Annotated in this window: 15 protein-coding genes and 1 pseudogene; 6 read left to right on the forward strand and 10 right to left on the reverse strand. The window is 71.0% G+C overall.

Annotated features, from left to right (window positions below; translation table 11 throughout):
- A pseudogene (locus VET29_RS40115) lies at positions 1-145 on the forward strand (IS5/IS1182 family transposase); the annotation flags it as partial.
- A gap of 6 nt (positions 146-151) precedes the next feature.
- Here VET29_RS40115 and VET29_RS40120 read toward each other — a convergent pair.
- From VET29_RS40120 to VET29_RS40135, 4 genes are all read right to left on the reverse strand, one after another.
- Positions 152-628: an exonuclease domain-containing protein gene (locus tag VET29_RS40120; RefSeq protein WP_324931366.1), complete on the reverse strand. Its 477-nt coding sequence runs from the start codon at positions 626-628 to the stop codon at positions 152-154.
- Positions 629-820: 192 nt separating this feature from the next.
- The gene (locus VET29_RS40125; protein ID WP_324931369.1) at positions 821-1,153 is read right to left on the reverse strand and encodes a DUF6204 family protein; all 333 of its coding nucleotides are present in this window, start codon (positions 1,151-1,153) and stop codon (positions 821-823) included.
- Between the two features lie 164 nt (positions 1,154-1,317).
- Entirely contained in the window at positions 1,318-1,950 is a 633-nt protein-coding gene (locus tag VET29_RS40130; RefSeq protein ID WP_324931372.1) for a hypothetical protein, read from the reverse strand.
- A gap of 155 nt (positions 1,951-2,105) precedes the next feature.
- Positions 2,106-6,038 (reverse strand): discoidin domain-containing protein, encoded by a 3,933-nt coding sequence (locus tag VET29_RS40135; RefSeq protein ID WP_324931375.1) that lies wholly within the window; start codon positions 6,036-6,038, stop codon positions 2,106-2,108.
- A 248-nt stretch (positions 6,039-6,286) separates the two neighbouring features.
- On the opposite strand from VET29_RS40135, the gene VET29_RS40140 reads away from it, so the two are divergent.
- Positions 6,287-9,481 carry a S8 family serine peptidase gene (locus VET29_RS40140; RefSeq protein WP_324931378.1) on the forward strand — a complete coding sequence of 1,065 codons (3,195 nt, stop codon included), beginning with the start codon at positions 6,287-6,289 and terminating at the stop codon, positions 9,479-9,481.
- Here VET29_RS40140 and VET29_RS40145 read toward each other — a convergent pair.
- From VET29_RS40145 to hemE, 5 genes are read right to left on the reverse strand one after another with little or no spacing between them, the layout of a single operon-like run.
- Entirely contained in the window at positions 9,463-10,218 is a 756-nt protein-coding gene (locus VET29_RS40145; RefSeq protein WP_324931381.1) for a metallophosphoesterase, read from the reverse strand. The genes VET29_RS40140 and VET29_RS40145 overlap by 19 nt on opposite strands.
- A 5-nt stretch (positions 10,219-10,223) precedes the next feature.
- Complete coding sequence (locus tag VET29_RS40150) at positions 10,224-11,507, reverse strand: CoA transferase (RefSeq protein WP_324931384.1); 1,284 nt, start codon at positions 11,505-11,507, stop codon at positions 10,224-10,226.
- Between the two features lie 20 nt (positions 11,508-11,527).
- Positions 11,528-12,220, reverse strand: coding sequence for a hydrogen peroxide-dependent heme synthase (hemQ, locus tag VET29_RS40155; protein ID WP_324931387.1), 693 nt, complete (start codon positions 12,218-12,220; stop codon positions 11,528-11,530).
- Positions 12,221-12,224: 4 nt separating this feature from the next.
- A complete protein-coding gene (hemG, locus tag VET29_RS40160) occupies positions 12,225-13,742 on the reverse strand; it encodes a protoporphyrinogen oxidase (protein WP_324931390.1) in 1,518 nt (505 codons plus the stop codon).
- A complete protein-coding gene (hemE, locus tag VET29_RS40165) occupies positions 13,739-14,773 on the reverse strand; it encodes a uroporphyrinogen decarboxylase (protein WP_324931393.1) in 1,035 nt (344 codons plus the stop codon). Before hemE ends, hemG begins: the two co-directional genes overlap by 4 nt.
- Positions 14,774-14,908: 135 nt before the next feature.
- On the opposite strand from hemE, the gene VET29_RS40170 reads away from it, so the two are divergent.
- Positions 14,909-15,472, forward strand: a complete 564-nt coding sequence (locus VET29_RS40170; RefSeq protein WP_324931395.1) for a DUF3000 domain-containing protein — start codon at positions 14,909-14,911, stop codon at positions 15,470-15,472.
- An 86-nt stretch (positions 15,473-15,558) separates the two neighbouring features.
- Positions 15,559-15,744 carry a DUF397 domain-containing protein gene (locus VET29_RS40175; protein WP_324931398.1) on the forward strand — a complete coding sequence of 62 codons (186 nt, stop codon included), beginning with the start codon at positions 15,559-15,561 and terminating at the stop codon, positions 15,742-15,744.
- A 174-nt stretch (positions 15,745-15,918) separates the two neighbouring features.
- Here the strand turns inward: VET29_RS40175 and VET29_RS40180 are convergent, their stop codons facing one another.
- On the reverse strand, positions 15,919-17,067 hold the full coding sequence (locus VET29_RS40180) for a dipeptidase (RefSeq protein WP_324931401.1): 1,149 nt from the start codon (positions 17,065-17,067) through the stop codon (positions 15,919-15,921).
- Positions 17,068-17,321: 254 nt separating this feature from the next.
- Between VET29_RS40180 and VET29_RS40185 the strand changes: the two genes are divergently transcribed.
- A complete protein-coding gene (locus VET29_RS40185) occupies positions 17,322-18,038 on the forward strand; it encodes a response regulator (RefSeq protein WP_133902500.1) in 717 nt (238 codons plus the stop codon).
- A gap of 169 nt (positions 18,039-18,207) precedes the next feature.
- Positions 18,208-19,404 (forward strand): ribonuclease D, encoded by a 1,197-nt coding sequence (locus VET29_RS40190; protein ID WP_324931408.1) that lies wholly within the window; start codon positions 18,208-18,210, stop codon positions 19,402-19,404.
- Positions 19,405-19,458 lie beyond the last annotated feature (54 nt).

The following is a 19,458-nucleotide window of genomic DNA, read 5'->3' on the forward strand; positions in this document are numbered from 1 at the left end:
CCGGCGCTGCACCGACCGCGACGCCACGATCATCGACTTCTACCTCCACCTCGCCGCCGCGTTCGTCACCGTCCGCTGCCTCATCCAAGCAGCCCGCCACACCCACCGATGGGACACCCACCCCACCACCCGCCGCCTCAAGTAACCCCATCTACTGCCGGAGCCTCTTAATCACCGCATTTCCGGCGCGGGACACTAGCCCATGGGCGAGGTCGAACTCCTCGACGAGCGCGCCAAGCTTGTAGGTCGTGCGACCGGGCAGCAGGCGCCGGGCGAGCTTGAGCGTGTCGAACACCTCGGGGCACTCCCAGTCGCCGAGCTTGCGCTGAAGCACGCCGACATCGACGTGCGCGTTGTGGGCGATCAGCGCGGAGGCGTCCAGTGCCTTCAGCACGTCGGCTTCGACGTACGCGAAGACCGGCGCGTCGGCCACCTGCTCGTTGCTGATGCCGTGGATCTTTCGAGCGAAGGAGGTGATCGGCAGGTCGGGCTTGACCAGCCAGCTCTCCGGCTCGCCGATGGCGCCGCCGACGATGGGCACCGCGGCCAGCTCGACCAGGTTGGGCGGCTGCTGACCGTTGCCCTCGACATCAACCACGACGTAGGTCAGCGAGGCCCAGTCGGTCATGCTGGCGTTCCCTTCCATCCGGTCTACGACCTTCAGGCTGCTCGCCTCCGGCAACACGCTGGCAACAGGGTGTACGTCTTCAGCAGTCGGCACCCGATGAGCAACGTCCGCTTCGACACCCCCGTCTCACGCGCCCGCATCCGGCACCGCCGGTGATCGTCGTGGGCAGTGGGCGGAGCCGGTCGGTGGTGGCTATCGGCGGCGGATCTTCATGAGGTTCATGTCGGTGGCCGAGGCACGCAGGTCGCGGAAGTCGACGCCGTACGCCTCGACCGCAGTGGCGGCGAGGGCCAGTGCGCGGTCGCACACCGCGCGGTCGGTCGCGGCGACCTCGGCACGTAGCTCGACCCTGAAGCTGAAGAAGTCCAACCCGCGGTCGTAGCTCAGCGCGCCGTCCGGTGAGAAGCGGCCCGCGGTGAGCATGTCGTGCTCGTCCGCGGCGGCGAGCAGTCGGGCGCGGCCGGCGTCATCGAGGTCGGTGAACCGGCCGCGAACCGTCACGCGGTAGGTGTGCTCCTCAGGCATGGGTCTCCCTCACGGAACCGTCGAGGGTGGTCAGCCTTGCGGAGCGACGACGGTCGGGCAATCGAATTCACGATCCCCACCGGCACCGTGGTCGGCATCACCGAGTCGCGCACAGACGGAATGTCCCGCCGGAACCGTGGTTCCGGCGGGACATTCCGTTGACATCACACGCAGTAGCTCGGGATCGCCATCGCCGTCAGGGTGGCGCTGTGGCCGGCCACGAACGTGGTCGACGTCGGGGTCGCCACGCCGTTGCGGACCGTGAAGCTCTGCAGCCTGCCGGCGTAGATCTCGTCCTCCCAGGGATCCTGCAGCTGCGCGGACAGCAGGACCACCTCGCGATGACCGTTGACCTGCTTGCAGCCGTAGCGGCTGATCTCACGGATGCCGCCACCCTCGTACAGCTCGAAACCCCCGCCGGAGGCCGCCAGCACCGGCTGCCAGTCGTAACCGTTGTTCAGGTGCCACACGCCGAACCACGAGGTGCTGATGCCGTTCAGCTCCGTCACGAGCACCTCCTGCCGTCCGTCTTGGTCGAGGTCCACGACACGCAGCGGCGACACCGGCTCCCCACCGGTCGGAATGCGCTTGTAGTAGCTGGTCGGACCCACGGTGCCGACGAGGATCTGGTCGTTCGGGTTGTCCTGGGCCTGTGCCAGGGTCACCCGGTCGATCCGGTGGTCGCCGTTGAGGTCGGCGTACACGACCGACATGTCGTCGTCTGCCGACGCGGTGGCCGGCGCGACGAATGCCGCGGCGATCGCGAAAAGGGCGAGCAGGGGCACAAACGCTTTCATTTAAATTCTCCCCAGAATTCCTGACGCTCCCCGAAGCGCCGCTATTTGTCACCTGGAGAGACGCCGGCCGGCAACCGGAGTTCATTGATGTGGCTCAGATCACAGCGAAAGGGGTGGCCGGGCACCCTCGTCCCGGCCACCCCCGCACTGCCCGGTCAGTTCCTGTTGATCGTGAACGTGGTCGTCGTGTTCCTGATGTCCACGGCGTTGTTGCTCAGCGTCAGGTTCGTGAACGTGACCGAGCCACGGGCCGGCCCCTCACCCGGTTCGGGCAGTTCGTTGGCCCAGATGCCGAATCCCGACTTCGCGTCGTAGGCGTCACCGCTGCGCCTCGCCCCCGAGATCGACACGTTGGTGAACACCGTGTCGGCCACCGGGAACAGTGGCTGCCCACCCACGTAGTCGGTCTGGAACATGACGCCGCTGTACGTCGGGTCCACGATGTCCACATCGGATACCCGAATGCCCTGGAATATCTTCGTCGCCGAGTAGACCCAGATTCCCGGGAAGGTCTGGGCGCCCCAGAAATGGCCACCCGACCGAACGACCGAGGCATTCTCGAAACGGGTCGGCGGCGATGAGCAGAACCCGTTCATCGGAATGCCGAAGTCCAGCGAGCTGATCGTGATGCCGGAGTACACCAGCGTGTCCGCCACGTACAGGTTGCGGAACACGTTGTTGCAGCCGCCGTACACCGCGATGCCCGCGGCCCGCCACGTCAGCAGCGACGACAGGTTCTCGAACGTGTTGTTCGCGACCTCGCCGCCACCGCCGTCCTGCGCGTTGAACAACGCGAAGCTGTCGTCGCCCGTCGCGCGGGACTCGTTGTTGGACACCAGGTTCCCCGAGCTGCCGTTGGTCATGTTGACGCCGTCGGCGAAGGTGTCCCGGATCCGGTTGTTGCGGATCGTCATGTTGTCGGTGTTCGCGCCCCAGTAGAGGCACACCATGTGCTCGACCCAGACGTTCTCGATGGTCGTGTTCGAGATCCCGTTGAAGTCGAACACCTTGCCCGGCCCGTCGATCCGCGACGTGTAGTTGCCGAAGTAGGCGAACCCGGAGAACACCGACCCGTTGGCCGAGGACTCCGCGCGGAACCCGATGTCGGAGTTCTCCTGCCCGGACGGGGCGAAGAACCTCGTGTACCACGGTCCGGCACCGACGACGCGGACCGCCTTGAGGTACACCTGGAACTTGCTGGACGTCTGGTAGTCGCCAGGCGGCAGGTAGACACCCACCAGGTTGGCGTTCTGCCGCGCCTGGTCGAGCGCGTTCTGCACGTCCTGCTGCGTGAACCCGGCCGGCACCGCGTACCGCGCGGGGTCCGGGTTCGCGATCGGCGACACCTGCTCGAGGTTCACGAAGTCGACCGCGAACGTGCCCGAGTTGGCGGCGTCCTTCTGCAGCCTGATCCGGTGGCCCGCCGGGACCGACGAGTTCAGCATGACGTTGGCCTCGTCGTAGATGTGCCGCGGCCCACCGGCACCCGGCGAGTTGCCGGGCCCCGCCTCCGCGCCGTACAACCACGCGTACTTCGACGTCAGGTTGATCGCCTTGTGGAACACGCCGTCGACGTAGATGTTCAGCGTCGAGTCGGTCCCGCCACCGCCCGCCGAGTCCGGGATGGAGAACCGGGTGACGAGCGTGTTGGTCGGCGCCTTGGTTGTCCACTCGACGTACGCGCCGTTGGTGTTCAGCGTGACGGCACGCCGGCCGGACGCCTCGCCGGCGAGGTCGCCGACCGTCCTGTTCGGACCGATCACGGACGCGCCGCCGCCGGTGACGCCGTCCTCGGCCTCGTAGTAGTCGTACGGCATGTTCGCGCCGCGGCCGACGAACAGGTTCTGTGTCGAGGTGTTGTTGGCCTGCTTGGCCGGCAGCTCGTTGCCGTCGTTCGCGAGCACGGTGGTGACCGTGTACCGGCCGTTGGCGGCCGTCCACGAGCCGAGCCCGACGGGGTTGGCCGACGCTCCCGGCTGGATCACACCACTCGCCGAGCCGGTCAACGTGGCGACCGTGGCGCCGGTCGTGGCGTTCCTGAGCGTCAGGGTGACGCCGTGCGCGCCGCTCGCCGAGGCGATCGTGCCCTGGTTGCGGATCGCCACCGAGAAGCTCACCGCCGCGCCGGCCTGCGGAGTCGACGGCGACCAGCTGACCGAGGCGACCAGGTCGGACGTCGGCACCGCGGTGACCACGAGCGGCGAGCCGCTGGTGAGACTGTTGTTGGTCTCCACCTTCTCGATCACCGTGTTGTCCTCGTCGACGACCGCCTTCGGCGTGTAGCTGCCCGCGTTTCGCGCGCCGATGTTCGCCGTGACCGTGGTGGTCGCGCCCGCGGCGAGCGCCCCGACCGCGGCCGTGCCGACGGCCGTGTCCCCGAGGTAGAACCTCACGTTGGTGGCACCGGACTGGCGGTCGCCCGCGTTGCGGACGGTGGCCGACAGCGTCACCGCGTCGCTCTCCGACGGCGAGGCCGGGGTCCAGCTCAGGTTCGACACCTGCAGGTCCGGGTTCGCGGCGGGCTCGCCGATCACCTGGAGCTCGGCGACCTGACCGGCCGGCGCGCCCGTGTTCGCGGTGAAGCTGAGCCGCACGTCCGCCGCGGTCGCGGTCACCGGGATGGTGACCAGGTTCTGGGTGGACGGGTTGAAGTTGTACTGCTGCGACCCCACGATCGAGCTGAACGTCGTCGAGGCCTGGTCGCGGCCGAGCACCTGGAACGTCTGCGTGCGCGGACCCCAGACCGGGTCGGGGTTCAGCTTCACCACGACCGACGTGATGGCCGCGTTCGCGCCGAGGCTCACGGTGAGGGTGGCGGGGTTGGCGTTGCCCTCCCAGTACGTCGTCACGTTGTCGTCGTTGGCGTTCGTGGCGACGAAGTCGAACACGCTGCCGGACGCGGTGATCGGCTTGCCCACCGCGAGGTTGACACCGGCGCTGGTGCCGTTGCGGGTCACCGTGTTGCTGTTGGGCGACTGGTTGCCGGCCGCGTCCCGGGCCCGCACGTAGTACGAGACGGTCGCGCCGGCGGGCTGGTTGTCGGTGAAGCCGCGCACGTCCGCGCCGACGCTCGCGCGCAGCACGCCGTTGGCGTAGACGTCGTAGCCCGTGACGCCGACGTTGTCGGTCGAGGCCTGCCAGGACAGGGCGATCTGGCCGGACGCGGGCTGGGTGTAGGCGAGGCTGCCCGGCGCGGTCGGCGCCTGGGTGTCCCCTGTGGACGGTCCGTAGGCCTCGAGCTCGGACAGCTGCGCGGCGGGCCAGCCGGTGTTCGCGGTGATGTTCAGCCGCACGTACCGGGTGGTCACCGAGTTGAAGTTGATCGTGACGGTGTTGCCCGACGCCGGGTCGAACCGGTAGCCGGCGGACGCGACGAGGTCGGTGAACGAGCTGCCGCCCGCGCTCTGCTGGACCGTGATCGTCTGCGTGCGGGCCTCCCAGCCGGTGGGCAGCTTCAGCACGAGCCGGTTGGTCGCGAGCGACGCGCCGAGGTCGGCCTGGATCCACTGCGGGAACACGTTGTTCGTGCTCTCCCAGTAGGTGGCCTGGTTGCCGTCGATGGCGTTCGACGCGTTGTACGGCGCGTTGGTGCTGCTGGCGGAGGCGGACGCGACCGCGGTGACGAGGTCGCGGTTCGACACCGGCGCCGCGTAGACCGCCAGGTCGGACAGCCTGCCCGCGCCGGTGAACGCGACCCGGACGTACCGCGCCTGGACCTCGCCGAGGGCGACGGTGGCCTCGGCGCTGCGGGGGATCACCGTCCGCGCTGTGCTGAAGGCGCCACCGTCGACGCTGGTCTGGACGCTCAGCTGCGTGGTGCGGGCGGCGGGCAGCGTGAGCACGGCCCGGTCGAGCCGGGTGACCGTGCCGAGGTCGACCTGCGCCCACTGGTCACCCGATCGGGTGCTCTCCCAGTAGGTGGCCTGGTCACCGTCGGTGATCCGGGTGGCGGTGACCGCGTTTGACGAGGTGGTGACCGGCTTGCCGTGCGCGAGGTCGGCCTTGTCCGCCGAGGCGGTGGGTCCGGTCGCGACGGCAAGCCCGACTACGAGTGCCGTGGCCGTGACCCACGACAGTAAGCGCTTCATGGGGCCTCTCCGTTGAGACGATGTCACTGAACGGGATGGTGATCGAAAATTGCAGGCGTTTGCTCGCTTTTTGCATCGATTAAGTCATAGAGTTGCCCACCCAATACCAGAAGTCAACGGGCAGGTGCGGGGTGTGGGCTGAACGGCCTATCGTCGCCCGTTCGGTTGATGCAAGACTGTCCGTACACGCCTGGGCGCTGCGGGTAGTCGATCGGGGGCGCCCTACCGCACACCTCTGGAGGTGTCAGGTGCGTAAGTTCGGCCTTGACCGACTCGGCACCAGCGCCGTCGTACTGGGCCTGGTGTTCGCCACCGCGCCCGCCGTGCACGCCGACCCGCGGTTCCCACCGCAAGCTCATGGCAGAACCATCACTCTGGTCACCGGAGACCAGGTCGTCCTCACCGGTTCGGACGCCCGCGAGGTGCGTCCGGGTCCCGGCCGCGCCGGCATGCGGTTCTCCGTCCACGAGGTGGCCGGCCACCTGTACGTCGTCCCCGCCGACGCGCTGCGGTCCATCGCGTCAGGACAGGTCGACCGGCGGATCTTCGACGTCACCACGTTGACCGAGTTCGGCTACGACCGCCGCGACACGGTCCCGCTCATCGTCACCGGCCCGAGCGCGACCCGCTTCGCGCCGCTGGGCAGGGCCCTGCCCAGCATCGACGGCTTCGCGTTCGACGCCGCGAAGGGCGACACCTGGCGCACGCTCACGACGACCCGGGGCGTCAGCAGGATCTGGCTCGACGGCAGGCGCGAGGCGGTTCTCGACCACAGCGTCCCGCAGATCGGCGCGCCGGCCGCGTGGGCGGCGGGCTACACCGGCGCGGGCGTCACGGTGGCGGTGATCGACACCGGCGTCGACCAGACCCACCCGGACCTGGCCGGCCGGCAGGTCGCCGAGGCCAACTTCGCCGGCACGCCCGACAACGAGGACCACTTCGGCCACGGCACGCACGTCGCCTCGATCGTCGCCGGCACCGGCGCGAAGTCCGGCGGCAAGTACCGCGGCGTCGCCGACGGCGCGTCCATCCTGGACGCGAAGGTGCTCGACGACAACGGCTCCGGCCAGGACTCGTGGATCATCGCCGGCATGGAGTGGGCGGTCCAGCAGGGCGCGGACATCGCGAACCTGAGCCTCGGCGGCACGGACACACCGAAACTGGACCCGCTCGAGGAGGCCGTCGACAAGCTGTCGGCGGAGTCCGGCACGCTGTTCGTGATCGCCGCGGGCAACTCCTACCGCGACGGCACGATCGGCTCGCCGGGCAGCGCGGACGCCGCCCTCACCGTCGGCGCCGTGGACGACGAGGACAACCTGGCCGACTTCTCCAGCCGCGGCCCGCGCGTCGGCGACGGCGCGATCAAGCCGGACGTCACCGCGCCCGGCGTGAACATCGTGGCCGCACTGCACTCCGACGGCACGATCGGCGAGCCGGTCGAGCCCGGCTACACGTCGCTGTCCGGCACGTCCATGGCCACCCCGCACGTCTCGGGCGCGGCCGCGCTGCTCGCCCAGCAGCACCCGGACTACACGGGACAGCAGCTGAAGGAGCTGCTTTCCGGCTCAGCGAAGCCGCGTGCCGGCCTGACCGCGTTCCAGCAGGGCGCCGGCCGGATCGACGTGGCGCGGGCGATCACGCAGGACGTGGTGAGCGAGCCGGCGAGCGTCAGCGTCGGCACGGTCGCCTGGCCGCACGACGACGACGTGCCCGTGACCAGGCCGGTGACCTACCACAACGACGGCGACGCCGACCGCACGCTCGTGCTGTCGTTGGCGGACACCGCGCCGGCGGGCATGTTCTCGTTGAGTGCCAACGAGATCACGGTTCCCGCGGGTGGCACGGCCGAGGTGTCCGTGACCACCGACCCGGGTGCCGGCGACGCGGACGGGTACTTCTCGACCGCGGTCGTCGCGACGGCCGGTGACACCGTGGTCCGCACGCCGGTCGCGGTCGACCGCGAGGCCGAGAGCTACGACCTGACCGTCGACACGCTCGACTCGACGGGCGCGCCCACCGCCGGCTACAACCTGCTCGTCGTCGGCCTGACCGGCAGCGCGCTGGCGTTCCCGTACGACGAGGACGGCAGCGTCACCGTGCGGCTGCCCAAGGGCCGCTACCTGCTGGACGACACGGTCCGCACCGGCACGGGCGGGGACCTGAGGTACGCGCTGATGGTCGAGCCGGACCTGTTGCTGGACAAGGACACCACGGTCACGGTCGACGCGCGGACCGCGAAGCCGGTCGAGGTCACCCCGCCCGCCGAGGCGGAGCTGGCGATCGGCGACATCGGCTACTCGATGGTCACCGAGGCGGGCGGCATGTCGTCCGCGTTCCTGACCGACGTGCTCGACATCGTTTCCACCGCCCCGGTCGGCGACCCGGTGCCGGGCACCGCGTTCACCGCCAAGATCAACACCCAGTGGTCGGGCGCGGACGGGTCGTTCTACGGCCTGGCCTGGTTCCCGCACGGCGCGATGCCGGCCGGGTTCACGAAGGCGGTGCACCCCCGGGAGCTGGCGACCGTCGACACCCGGCTCGGCACGCCGGCCCCGGACCGCACCGGCGACAAGGTGACCTTCCCCTTCCCCACCGAGGGCGACGGCTTCGTGTTCGGCGTCGCCCAGGAGATACCGCTGCCGGGCGCGCGGGTCGAGCACCTGACGACCGACGGCGTTAAGTGGCAGTCGTTGCTGGGCCAGCGGAACGGGAAGGACACCGAGGCGCAGTTCACCTCTCCGTTCGAGAGCTTCCTGGCGGGCCGGACGTACACGCGGCGGCTCAACCACGGCATGTTCGGCCCGACGATGACGAACGACGGTTTCGCGGGTGGTTCGGTGTTCCGCCTGGGCAACGAGTTGTTCGTGCAGCCGTCGCTGTACGGCGACGGGGCCGGCAACATCGGACAGTCGGTGCTGTCGTCGGCGAGGTTCGAGCTGTACCGCGGCGACGAGCTGATCTCCTCCAGCGCGTCGCCGGGCGGCGTGGCCACCGTGCCGCCGGCGGAGTCGACCTACCGGGCCGTGGTGCGGACGGAGCGGCCGAGGACCGTGTTCGACGTGAGCACTGCCATCGAGGCGTCATGGACGTTCCGGTCGGCGCACGTGGACGAGGAAACCCTGGTACCGCAACAGGTGTCGGTGATCCGCTTCGCGCCAGGGCTGGACGCCGGCAACTCGGCGCCGGCCGGGAAGGGGTTCCTGGTGCCGGTTTGGTTGCAGCACAACGGGACCGGCGCGGCCGAGCGGCCACGCACGCTGAGCGTCGAGGTCTCCTACGACGAGGGAAGGACCTGGCGGAAGGCGAGCACCCTGCTGCACATGATCGTGATCCTGCGGCATCCGGCGGACGCGGAGTCGGTGTCCCTGCGGGCGAGTGCGACCGCACGGGACGGCAGCACGGTGACGCAGACCGTGATCCGGGCCTACAAGCTGCGGAAGTGAGTGATCAGCCCGAGCTCGCCCGTCTCGTCGGAGCTGATCCGGTGGAAGGCGATCGCGGGCGGTAGGTCGTAGGTGATGCCCTCGTCGCCCTCGAACGGGAGCTGAAGCGTCGACACCACGCCGGGCGCCACGATCACGGGGCGCCCGGCGAAGGTCGACGAGGCGGCGGTGTGCGCATGTCCACAAAGGACGGCGAGGACCCCGTCGCCCAGCACCTCGGCCAGCTGGTCGGGGTTGAGCAGGCGGATGCCGTCCAGGAACGGCTGGCCCATCCGCACCGGCGGGTGGTGGAAGCAGACCAGCACCGGGTCCTCGGTGTCGGAGATGACCTTGTCCAGCCAGGTCAGCGTGTCGTCGTCGAGCAGGCCCTCGTTGCGGCCCGGGATGGACGAGTCGCACATGGCGATCGTGAACCCGCCCAGCTGGTGGACCTGGTTGATGGCCTCGGTGTTGGCCGGCTCGGCCAACAGGGTTTCCCGGTAGGCGGTGCGTTCGTCGTGGTTGCCCGGGCAGATGAGCACCGGGAACCGCAGCGTGCCGAGGAGCTCACGGACGATCTCGTACTCGACCGGCGTGCCGTGGTCGGCGAGGTCGCCGGTGACGAGGACGCCGTCGAGGTCGCCGGGCAGGGCGTTGAGGTAGTCGACGACCTTGCGGGCGCGGGCCAGCGCGCGGGCGCCGCCGTCGCCCCGGAAGTCCTGGCCGATGTGGATGTCGCTGACGTGCGCGAGGAGCATGGGTCTCACCACCAGGTTGCCAGGTCACGGCCGGGTGCGCGGGGGCCGGCCAGTTCGACGGACGCGTTCGGGACGCGGATGTGGGTCAGCCGGCCGAAGTCGCTGTCGGTCTCGGTCAGGAACGGCGTCGGGTCCACTTCGAACACCTCGCCGTCCGGCACCCGGCCGATGTCGTGCAGTGACTCCGCCGTTCTGGCGAGGGAGAGCTTGATGTGCCACGAGCCGCCCTCGATGGCACGCCGGTACAGCGTGGTCATCACCGCGTGGGCGGCGAGCCAGCCGGTGCCGTGGTCGAGCGCCTGCGCCGGGAGCGCGCGGGGCTTGTCCAGGCCGCCGTGCGCGGCGATGCCGGCGGACATCTGGACCAGGCTGTCGAAGCCGCGCCGCTCGCGCCACCGACCGGTGTGCCCGTACGCGGAGAGGCTGACGACGATGATGCCGGGGTTGCGCCCTGCCAGGTCCTCGGCGCCGAATCCCTTACGTGCCAGCGAACCTGGCCGGAAGGACTGGACGAACACATCGGTGCCGGCGGCGAGGGCACTCAGCTCGGCGCCGAGGCCGGTGACACACTGGCGCTTGCCGAAGTCGGTGTCCCGCACCAGGTCCAGGAGAACGGGCCAGCCCGGCGGGGTCACGTGGAGGACGTCGGCGCCGTGTGCGGCGAGGACGCGGACGCAGACCGGGCCGGCGATGACGTGCGTCAGGTCGAGGACCCGGACGCCGGCCAGTGGGATGTCGGCCTTGCTGAAGGGCCTCGGTGGCGCGTCGCCGATCTTCTCTATGGCCACCAACGGTTCCTGACGGATGGTGGCGCCGGGCCCGTTGGCCAGCCAGTCCTCGCGGGTGCGCAGCGCCGCCGCGGCACCGCCCTCGGCCAGCACCAGCTCCTCCACCTCGACGGCGGTACGCCGGGCGACCGCGGGCGCCGGGTCGTCGCCGAACACCCGGCGGATCGCGGCCGCGTGGTGGGGGTAGTTGGCGTGCAGGCGGACCCAGCCGTCGGACGCCTGGTAGTCGCCCGAGAGCGGCGACCACAGCGGCTTCGGCTCCTCGCCGGCGACCCGCGTGTGCCGCTCACTGCGGAACGCCTCCGCCGCGTGCCCGCCGTGGACGGCGACCGACTCCGGTGCGGTGCCGCCGCGCAGGGTCAGCAGCTCGTGCGCGGCGGCGGTGGCGAACGCCACACACGTCGCGGCGAGCTGGACCACCTTGTAGGGACCGGGAAAAGCATCCACACGCCGTGCCCCCGCGGGCTCGGTACCGCCGTTCGTCGGCGTGCCAGCATCCATGCTTCGCGCGGCTCCGCTCACTAGGGCAGGTTCGCGACCAGCTCGGCCGGGGCGATCTTCGTGCCGGTGTAGAACGGGACCTCCTCGCGGACGTGCCGGCGGGCGGTGCTGCCCCGCAGGTGCCGCATGAGGTCGACGATCCGGTGCAGCTCGTCCGCCTCGAACGCGAGGATCCACTCGTAGTCGCCGAGTGAGAACGACGCCACGGTGTTGGCACGCACGTCCGGGTAGTCGCGGGCCATCTTGCCGTGCTCGGCGAGCATGTGCCGGCGCTCCTCGTCGGGCAGCAGGTACCACTCGTAGGACCGTACGAACGGGTACACGGACACGTACTTGCGCGCCGGCTCGCCGGCCAGGAACGCCGGGATGTGGCTCTTGTTGAACTCGGCCGGGCGGTGCAGCGCGACCTGGCTCCAGACCGGCGTGGACGCGCGGCCGAGCGCGGTGCGGCGGAACCCGGCGTATGCGGCCTGGACCTGCTCGATCTCCTCGGCGTGCCACCAGATCAGGAAATCGGCGTCGGCACGCAGCCCCGCGACGTCGTACACCCCGCGAACCACGACCCCCTTGGCTTCCAGGCCGTCGAGGAACTCCTGGGCCTCGGTGGCGGCCGGTCCCCGGTCGTCGGGAAGGCGACCGGTCTCGGCGCGGAACACCGACCACATGGTGTAGCGGAGCGTGTCGTTGAGCTCGGTGAAGTTCAGGCGGGCCATGGCTTCATACTGCCATCAGCCGTGCGGCCAGCCGCTCCGCGGCGGCGGTGGCGGTCCGCACACAGGCGGGGATGCCGACGCCCCGGAACACCGCGCCCGCGACCGCGAGCCCCGGCACCCGCTCGACGGCCCGCTCGATCTCGGCGACCACGGCGGCGTGGCCGACGCCGTACTGCGGCAGCCCGCCACCCCATTTGGTGACCGTCCAGGCGACCGGCTCGGCCTCGACACCGGAGAGCTCGGCGAGGTCGGCCAGGACATCGGCGAGCAGGGCGTCCTCGTCCCGCTGGAGGGCCTGCTCCTCGCCGACCCGGCCGACCGACGCCCGCAGGCGGGTTCGCTCGCCGCCCCACTTGCGGCTGGTGAAGGTGAAGGCCTTGGCCGTGAAGGGAGTGCCGTCACGATGGCGCTCCCCCACGGCGAGGAGGACGCCGCTGGCCTCGGGGAGGGCGACGTCGGGCAGGACCATGGAGACGACGGCCATGGAACCGACCTGGACGCGCCCGTAGGCGTTGGCGGCCTCGGGGGCGATCCCGTCGAGCAGCTTGCGCGCGGCGGGCGCGGGCACGGCGAGCACGACCGCGTCGGCATCGAGGAACTCCGGCCGCGGCACCGGCCCCACCTCGACCCGCCACCCGCCCGGCCCGCCGTCCGGAAGACGCCCCGCGCCGGCACGGCCACCGGACCCGATGTCCTGAGGCTGCCCGTCCCGAGGAAGGCCCGCACGCCCGTCGGCGGCCGAACCGCGTCCCGACCCGGGGTCCTGACCGTGCCCCTCGCGCCGCTCCAGCCGGCGGACCGTCGTGCCGAGGCGGATCTCCGCGCCCGACCGGCGGGCCAGCTCCGCCACCAGCACCCGCATCCCGCCCGGTAGCGCGGCGAAGACCGGCTTCGCGGGACCGGCCGAGGGTGCCGGCAGCAGGCTGTCCGCCGCGGCCGTCAACGAGCCCGTCTCGTCCAGCGCCTTCACCAGCGCCGGCATCGTCGCGCGGAGCCCCAGGAGGTCCGCCCGGCCCGCGTAGACGCCCGCCAGCAACGGTTCCACCAGGTGGTCGACCACCTCGCGGCCCATCCGCTCGGTCAGCAGCCCGCCCACCGACGCGTCCTCGCCCGGCGCCAGCCGCAGCGGCGGCAGCGACGCCTCGGCCGCCACCCGCTCGGCGCCCTCCGCCGACAGGACGTCGCGCACCGCGTCCGCACCCGCCGGCACGCCCAGGAACGTCCGCCGCGGCAGGGCGACCGTCGTGCCGCCCGCGTGGATCGTCGCCGCCGCTCGTTCGGGGTGCACCACGGCCAGGCCCAGCTCCGCCGCCAGGTCGGCCGCGGCCGGGTCACGCAGGACGAACGCCTCGGCGCCCACATCCGTCGGGACGCCGTCCAGGTCGAGGGTGCGCAGCTTGCCGCCGAGCCTGTCGGACTGCTCCAGCACGGTCAGGCGAGCGGCCGGCCCGAGCAGCCGCCGCAGGCGGTACGCGGCGACCAGTCCGGAGACGCCGCCGCCGACGATCAGCACATGGGTCATGGCTCGAGGCTGTGCACCAGCTCGACCACGCGGCTGAGCACGGCCGGATCCGTGTCCGGCAGCACGCCGTGGCCGAGGTTGAAGATGTGGCCGCCGGCCGCCCGGCCCTCCGCGTGAATGCGCCGGACCTCGGCCTCGACGACCGCCCAGTCGGCCAGCAGCACCGCCGGGTCCAGGTTCCCCTGCAGGACGGGCGCGCCGGACAGCCTGCGCGCGGCCTCGTCCAGCGGCAGCCGCCAGTCCACGCCGACGACGTCCGCGCCGGCCTCCCGCATGGCGGGCAGCAGCTCGCTCGTGCCGACGCCGAAGTGGATCCTGGGCACGTCGAGGCCGTCGAGGACGGTCGTCGAGTGCGGCAGGACCAGCTCGCGGTAGTCCCGCTCGGACAGCGCGCCCGCCCACGAGTCGAACAGCTGCACCGCCTGCACGCCGGCCTCGATCTGCAGCCGCAGGAACGCGCGGGCGATGCCGGCGAGCTTGGCCAGCAGCGCGTGCCAGGTCTGCTTGTCCGAGTGCATGAGCGCCTTGGTGTGCTCGTGGTTGCGGCTCGGCCCGCCCTCGATGAGGTACGACGCGAGCGTGAACGGCGCACCCGCGAAGCCGATCAGCGGGGTCGCGCCCAGCTCGGCGCGCAGCAGGCCGATCGCACGGGCGACGGGCCGCAACCGCTCGACCGCGTCGGAAGGAAGCGCGGCCACCTGCGCGGCCGTCCGCACCGGCTCCGCGACCACCGGGCCGGTGCCCGGCACGATGTCCACCCCGATGCCCGCGGCGACCAGGGGCACCACGATGTCGCTGAACAGGATCGCCGCGTCGACGCCGTGCCGGCGGACGGGCTGGAGCGTGATCTCGCAGACCAGCTCCGCGTCGAAGCACGCGTCGAGCATCGGCACGCCCTCGCGGAGCTTCCGGTACTCGGGCAGCGAGCGGCCCGCCTGCCGCATGAACCAGACCGGGGTGTGGCTCGGCTTCTCGCCGGCGGCGGCCGCGAGGAAGGGCGCGGTCCGAACCGCGGCGATGTCAGGACTCACGTCCACCAGCGTCCCACGCGCACGACCAAGGCGGACGTGGGGTCGCGGTGATCAACTTACGGTGTGCAAATCTCGGTATCCACTCCGGCGCGGCGTCCCTGCTCACCAGCTCGGGTGGTCCTACAGTTACGAGTCGTGACCAGTACGTCGGGAGCGCCCGAGCTGTTCACTCAGGCCGTCGCCGCCCTCAAGGGACTGCGACCCAGGCCCGAGTTACAGCTCGGCGTTGTACGCGCTCCACAACGCCTCGCGCCGTGGGCGTACGCGTTCACCGCGGAGATCAACGGCCCGGCGGACGAGCTCGCCACCGGCCGGCTCATCCTGCTGCACGACCCGGACGGCCCGGAGGCCTGGGACGGTGTGCTGCGGGTGGTGGCCTACGTCAGAGCCGAGGTCGACGCCGAGCTCGCGGCCGACCCGCTGCTGCCGGCCGTCGGCTGGTCGTGGCTCACGGACGCGCTGGCGGCCACCGGCGCCGAGTACCGCTCGCTGGGCGGCACGGTGACCGACACGTCCTCGGCCCGCTTCGGCGACATCGCGGGCCCGGCCAGAACCGACGACCTCGAGCTCCGGGCGTCGTGGACGCCGGTGGACGCGAACCTGGCGCCGCACGGCGAGGCCTTCTTCGACGTCATGGCCAGCGTCGTCGGCCTGCCGCCCGTGGGCGTGACGTTGTTCAGCCAGCGGCAGCCGTACTGAAATGGACCTCTCGGCAACTCGCAGGATGCAAGTTGCAAGTTAGCCTGTCTGGTGAACCAGCACCCACAGGCGATGGGAGGCGCACCATGAACCACGGTCCCGCATTCAGGTGGCGCAAGTCGAGCTTCAGCTCCAGCGGAGCTGAGTGCGTCGAGGTGGCGTCCGCCGGCCGCGGCGCCGTCCGCGACAGCAAGAACCCCGACGGTCCGACGATCCGGACCGACCTCCACGCGCTGGTGTGCGCGGCGAAGGCCGGCCGGTTCGACCACTGAGCGGAGCTTGCGCAGCGAACACCGTCGCCGGCGAGACTCGCGCAGCGAACACCGTCCCCGGCCGAGCTTGCGCAGCGAACATTCGTCGTCAGCGGAGCTTGCGTAGCGAACATCGGCGCCGGCCGAGCGTGCGCGGTGAACATCGGCGCGCGACGCTCGCGCGGCGAACGGCCGTCACTGCTTGGCCGCGTAGTCCTCCGCGTCGGTGAGGGCACGCAGGACGTTCTCGCCGGCCAGCTTCGCACAGTCCTCCTCCGTCCAGCCGCGGTCGAGCAGCGCCGCGAACAGGTTGGGGTAGCCGCTCACGTCCTCTAGGCCGGCGGGCAGTTCGTCGACCCCGTCGTAGTCCCCGCCGATCCCGATGTGGTCGACGCCGGCCACCTCTCGCGCGTGCTCCACGTGCGCCACGACGTCCGAGAGGGCCGCCTTCGGCCGCGGCGGGCCGTCCCAGGTGTCGGCGAACTCCTTCCGCGCGGTCAGGTCCGAGTGCCGGAGGCCGGCGGCGGTCATGGCGTCCTTCAGCGCGTGATCCCACTCGACCGCCGCCTTCGACACGAACGACGGCACGAACGTGACCATGCAGACGCCGCCGTTGCCCGGCAGGCGGCGCAGCACGTCGTCCGGCACGTTGCGGGGGTGGTCGGCCACGGCCCGGCACGACGAGTGGCTGAAGATCACCGGCGCCTCGGCGACGTCGAGCGCGTCCCGCATGGTCGTCGCGGCCACGTGGGAGAGGTCCACGAGCATGCCGATCCGGTTCATCTCGCGGACGACCTCACGGCCGAAGTCGGTGAGGCCGCCGGCCGCCGGCTCGTCGGTCGCGGAGTCGGCCCACGGGGTGTTGTCGTTGTGCGTGAGCGTCATGTACCGGACGCCCAGGCGGTAGAGGGCGCGGAGCACGCCGAGCGAGGAGTTGATGGAGTGCCCGCCCTCGGCGCCGAGCATGGACGCGATCCGGCCCTCGGCGAACGCGGCGCGGGCCTCCGCGGCGGTGCCCACGATTCGCAGTTGCGACGGATACTGGGCGGCCAGGGTGTGTACCAGCTCCGCCTGCTGAACGACCGCCGTGACGGCCGCGTCGCCCGAGAGCCGGCACGGAACGTAGACGGACCAGAACTGCATTCCGAGCCCACCGGCCCGGAGCCGGGGGAAGTCCGTGTGCAACTCCGGCTGCGGCTTTGTCAGGTCCACCTCGAACGCCGCCGAACGGGTTTCGTCGACTCCTGGCAGGGACCGCAACGCCCATGGCAGGTCGTTGTGTCCATCGACCAAGGGAGTGGATTTCAGCAACGCCCGAGCGCGTTCGAAGGATGGGTTCTCCACTGCCGCGACTCCGTTTCATCGAGTTCCGACCTATAGACGTTACGCCACAGGGCAGAAGTCACCCGATCGTGTTACATCTGCCCGTCAGTGTGATGTCTCGATTGGATAGATAACGAATTGATCATCCCGCTAACCCGCTTGGGGGGCTAGGCTGCGGACGTCGACACCACTTTCGGTCCAATGGCGGCGCGGCTGTTTGGCCGAAGGTCCCGGTGTAGGTCGGGGGGCACGACCGACTCCAGGGAGGTAGTGACGTGGCTGCCGTCGGCTTAGGTCAGGCCGCTCGAACCACGCCAGCCGGTGTTTTGCCGGCCAACATGGTCCCGCATCCGCGGGAGGAGCTGTTCTCAGTACTGGTGGTCGATGACCATCCGTTACTAAGGGAGGCGATAGCTGCCCGGTTGACCCAGATGGGTGCCGGCACCGTCCACGAGGCTGCCACGGTGGCCGAAGCGAGGGCGCGAGCACTGGCCACCGGCCCGTGCGATCTCGCGATCCTCGACCTCGGCCTGCCGGATGGCAGCGGGATCGAGCTTGTCACCGAGCTGCGTGGCCATGGTTGGCCCCGCATCGTGGTGCTGGCTTCTTCCGACGACCCGTACGCCGTGCGTTCGGCCTTCCAGGCAGGGGCTCAGGCCTACCTGCTGAAGTCGGCCTCGCCGGTGGTGGTGACCGACGGGGTTCGTCGTGTGCTCGAGGGCGGCGTCTACGCCGACCCGAGCGTCGCGCCGATCCTCGCCACGGGTACGCGGGTCCCCGGCACCGACAACACGCCGCGTGAGCTTTCCGCTCGCGAGGTGGAGGTGCTGCAGCTCGTCGCGGACGGGCAGTCCAACAAGGAGATCGGCGAGGGACTCAACCTGTCAGCTCTGACGGTGAAGTCCCATCTCTCGCGGATCGGCAGGAAGTTGGGCACCGGTGACCGGGCACAAATGGTCGCGTTGGCCATGCGTGCTGGCGTGATTCGCTGAGTTAGACCGTGCTGGCCGGGCTTGCGAGGGCATTCGCGGGCCCGGCCAAATCGGGTACTGAGAGTTACAAACGGGTCGCTGCCTGCGCATCTGTCACACCCGTGACGTAAGGTCATCGGCCGTGGGTGACACGGGGACGGGAACAGACGAGGGGGCACGGCCAGATCCGGTGCTGCTGACAGAGCCGGCGGAAGGCACGCCGGACGTCGTGGAGACGCATCGGGCCTTGCGCGAGGCCGCCGACGCACTGGCCGCCGGCCAGGGGCCGGTCGCGGTCGATACCGAGAGAGCCTCCGGCTACCGGTACTCACAGCGCGCCTATCTGGTCCAGTTACGCAGACAGGGCGCGGGCACGTTCCTGGTCGACCCGGTCGCACTGGACGACGAGATCGACCCGCTCATCGAGGCGCTGGCGGACACCGAGTGGGTGCTCCACGCGGCCTCGCAGGACCTCCCCTGTCTCGCCGAGCTGGGCCTGCGCCCCGCCCGCCTGTTCGACACCGAGCTGGCCGGCCGGCTGGCCGGGTTCGAGAGGGTCGCGCTGGGCACGCTCGTCGAGCTGCTGCTGGGCTATCACCTGGAGAAGGGCCACGGCGCCGCCGACTGGTCCCGCAGACCGCTGCCGCAGGACTGGCTGGACTACGCGGCACTGGACGTGGAGCTGCTGGTTCCGCTGCGGGACGCGCTGGAGGAGGAGCTGGCCGAGCAGGGCAAGCTCGACTGGGCCCTGGAGGAGTTCGAGGCGCTGCGGACCGCCCCGCCCGCGCCGCCACGCGCGGAGCCGTGGCGGCGGACGTCCGGCATCCACCGGGTGCGCTCGCCGCGTGGGCTCGCGGCGGTGCGTGCGGTGTGGGAGGCGCGGGACACGCTGGCGAGGCAGCGGGACATCGCGCCGGGGCGGGTGCTGCCGGACGCGTCGATCGTGCAGGCCGCGGTGGCCGCGCCGGCGACCGAGGAGGAGCTGATCGCGCTGCCGGTGTTCCGGGGTCGCGCGCAGCGGCGGATCGCGGACGTCTGGCTACGGGCCCTGCGGACCGCGGCGCGGATGCCGAAGAGCGAGCTGCCCGACCCGTCGCCGGCACATGACGGACCGCCGCCCCCGAACCGCTGGGGCGACCGGGACCCGGCCGCGGCGGCACGCCTGTCGGCGGTACGCACGGCGCTGGCGACGATCGCCGAGGCCCACCGGCTACCGGTGGAGAACCTGCTGCAGCCGGAACTGGTGAGGCGGACGTGCTGGCGGCCGCCCGCGGAGCTGTCGGCGGAGGCGGTGGGCAAGGTCCTGCGTGACGGCGGCGCCCGCGAGTGGCAGATCGAGCTGACGGTGGACGCCCTGGCGCAGGCGTTGACCGACGCCGCGGACTGACCGGCCTGACCGGCCGGCCGCCGGCCGCTGTCCGGTGGGTGGGGCGCTTCCCTG

Origin of the sequence: Actinophytocola sp. (assembly GCF_035634895.1) — a bacterium.
Lineage (GTDB): Bacteria > Actinomycetota > Actinomycetes > Mycobacteriales > Pseudonocardiaceae > Actinophytocola.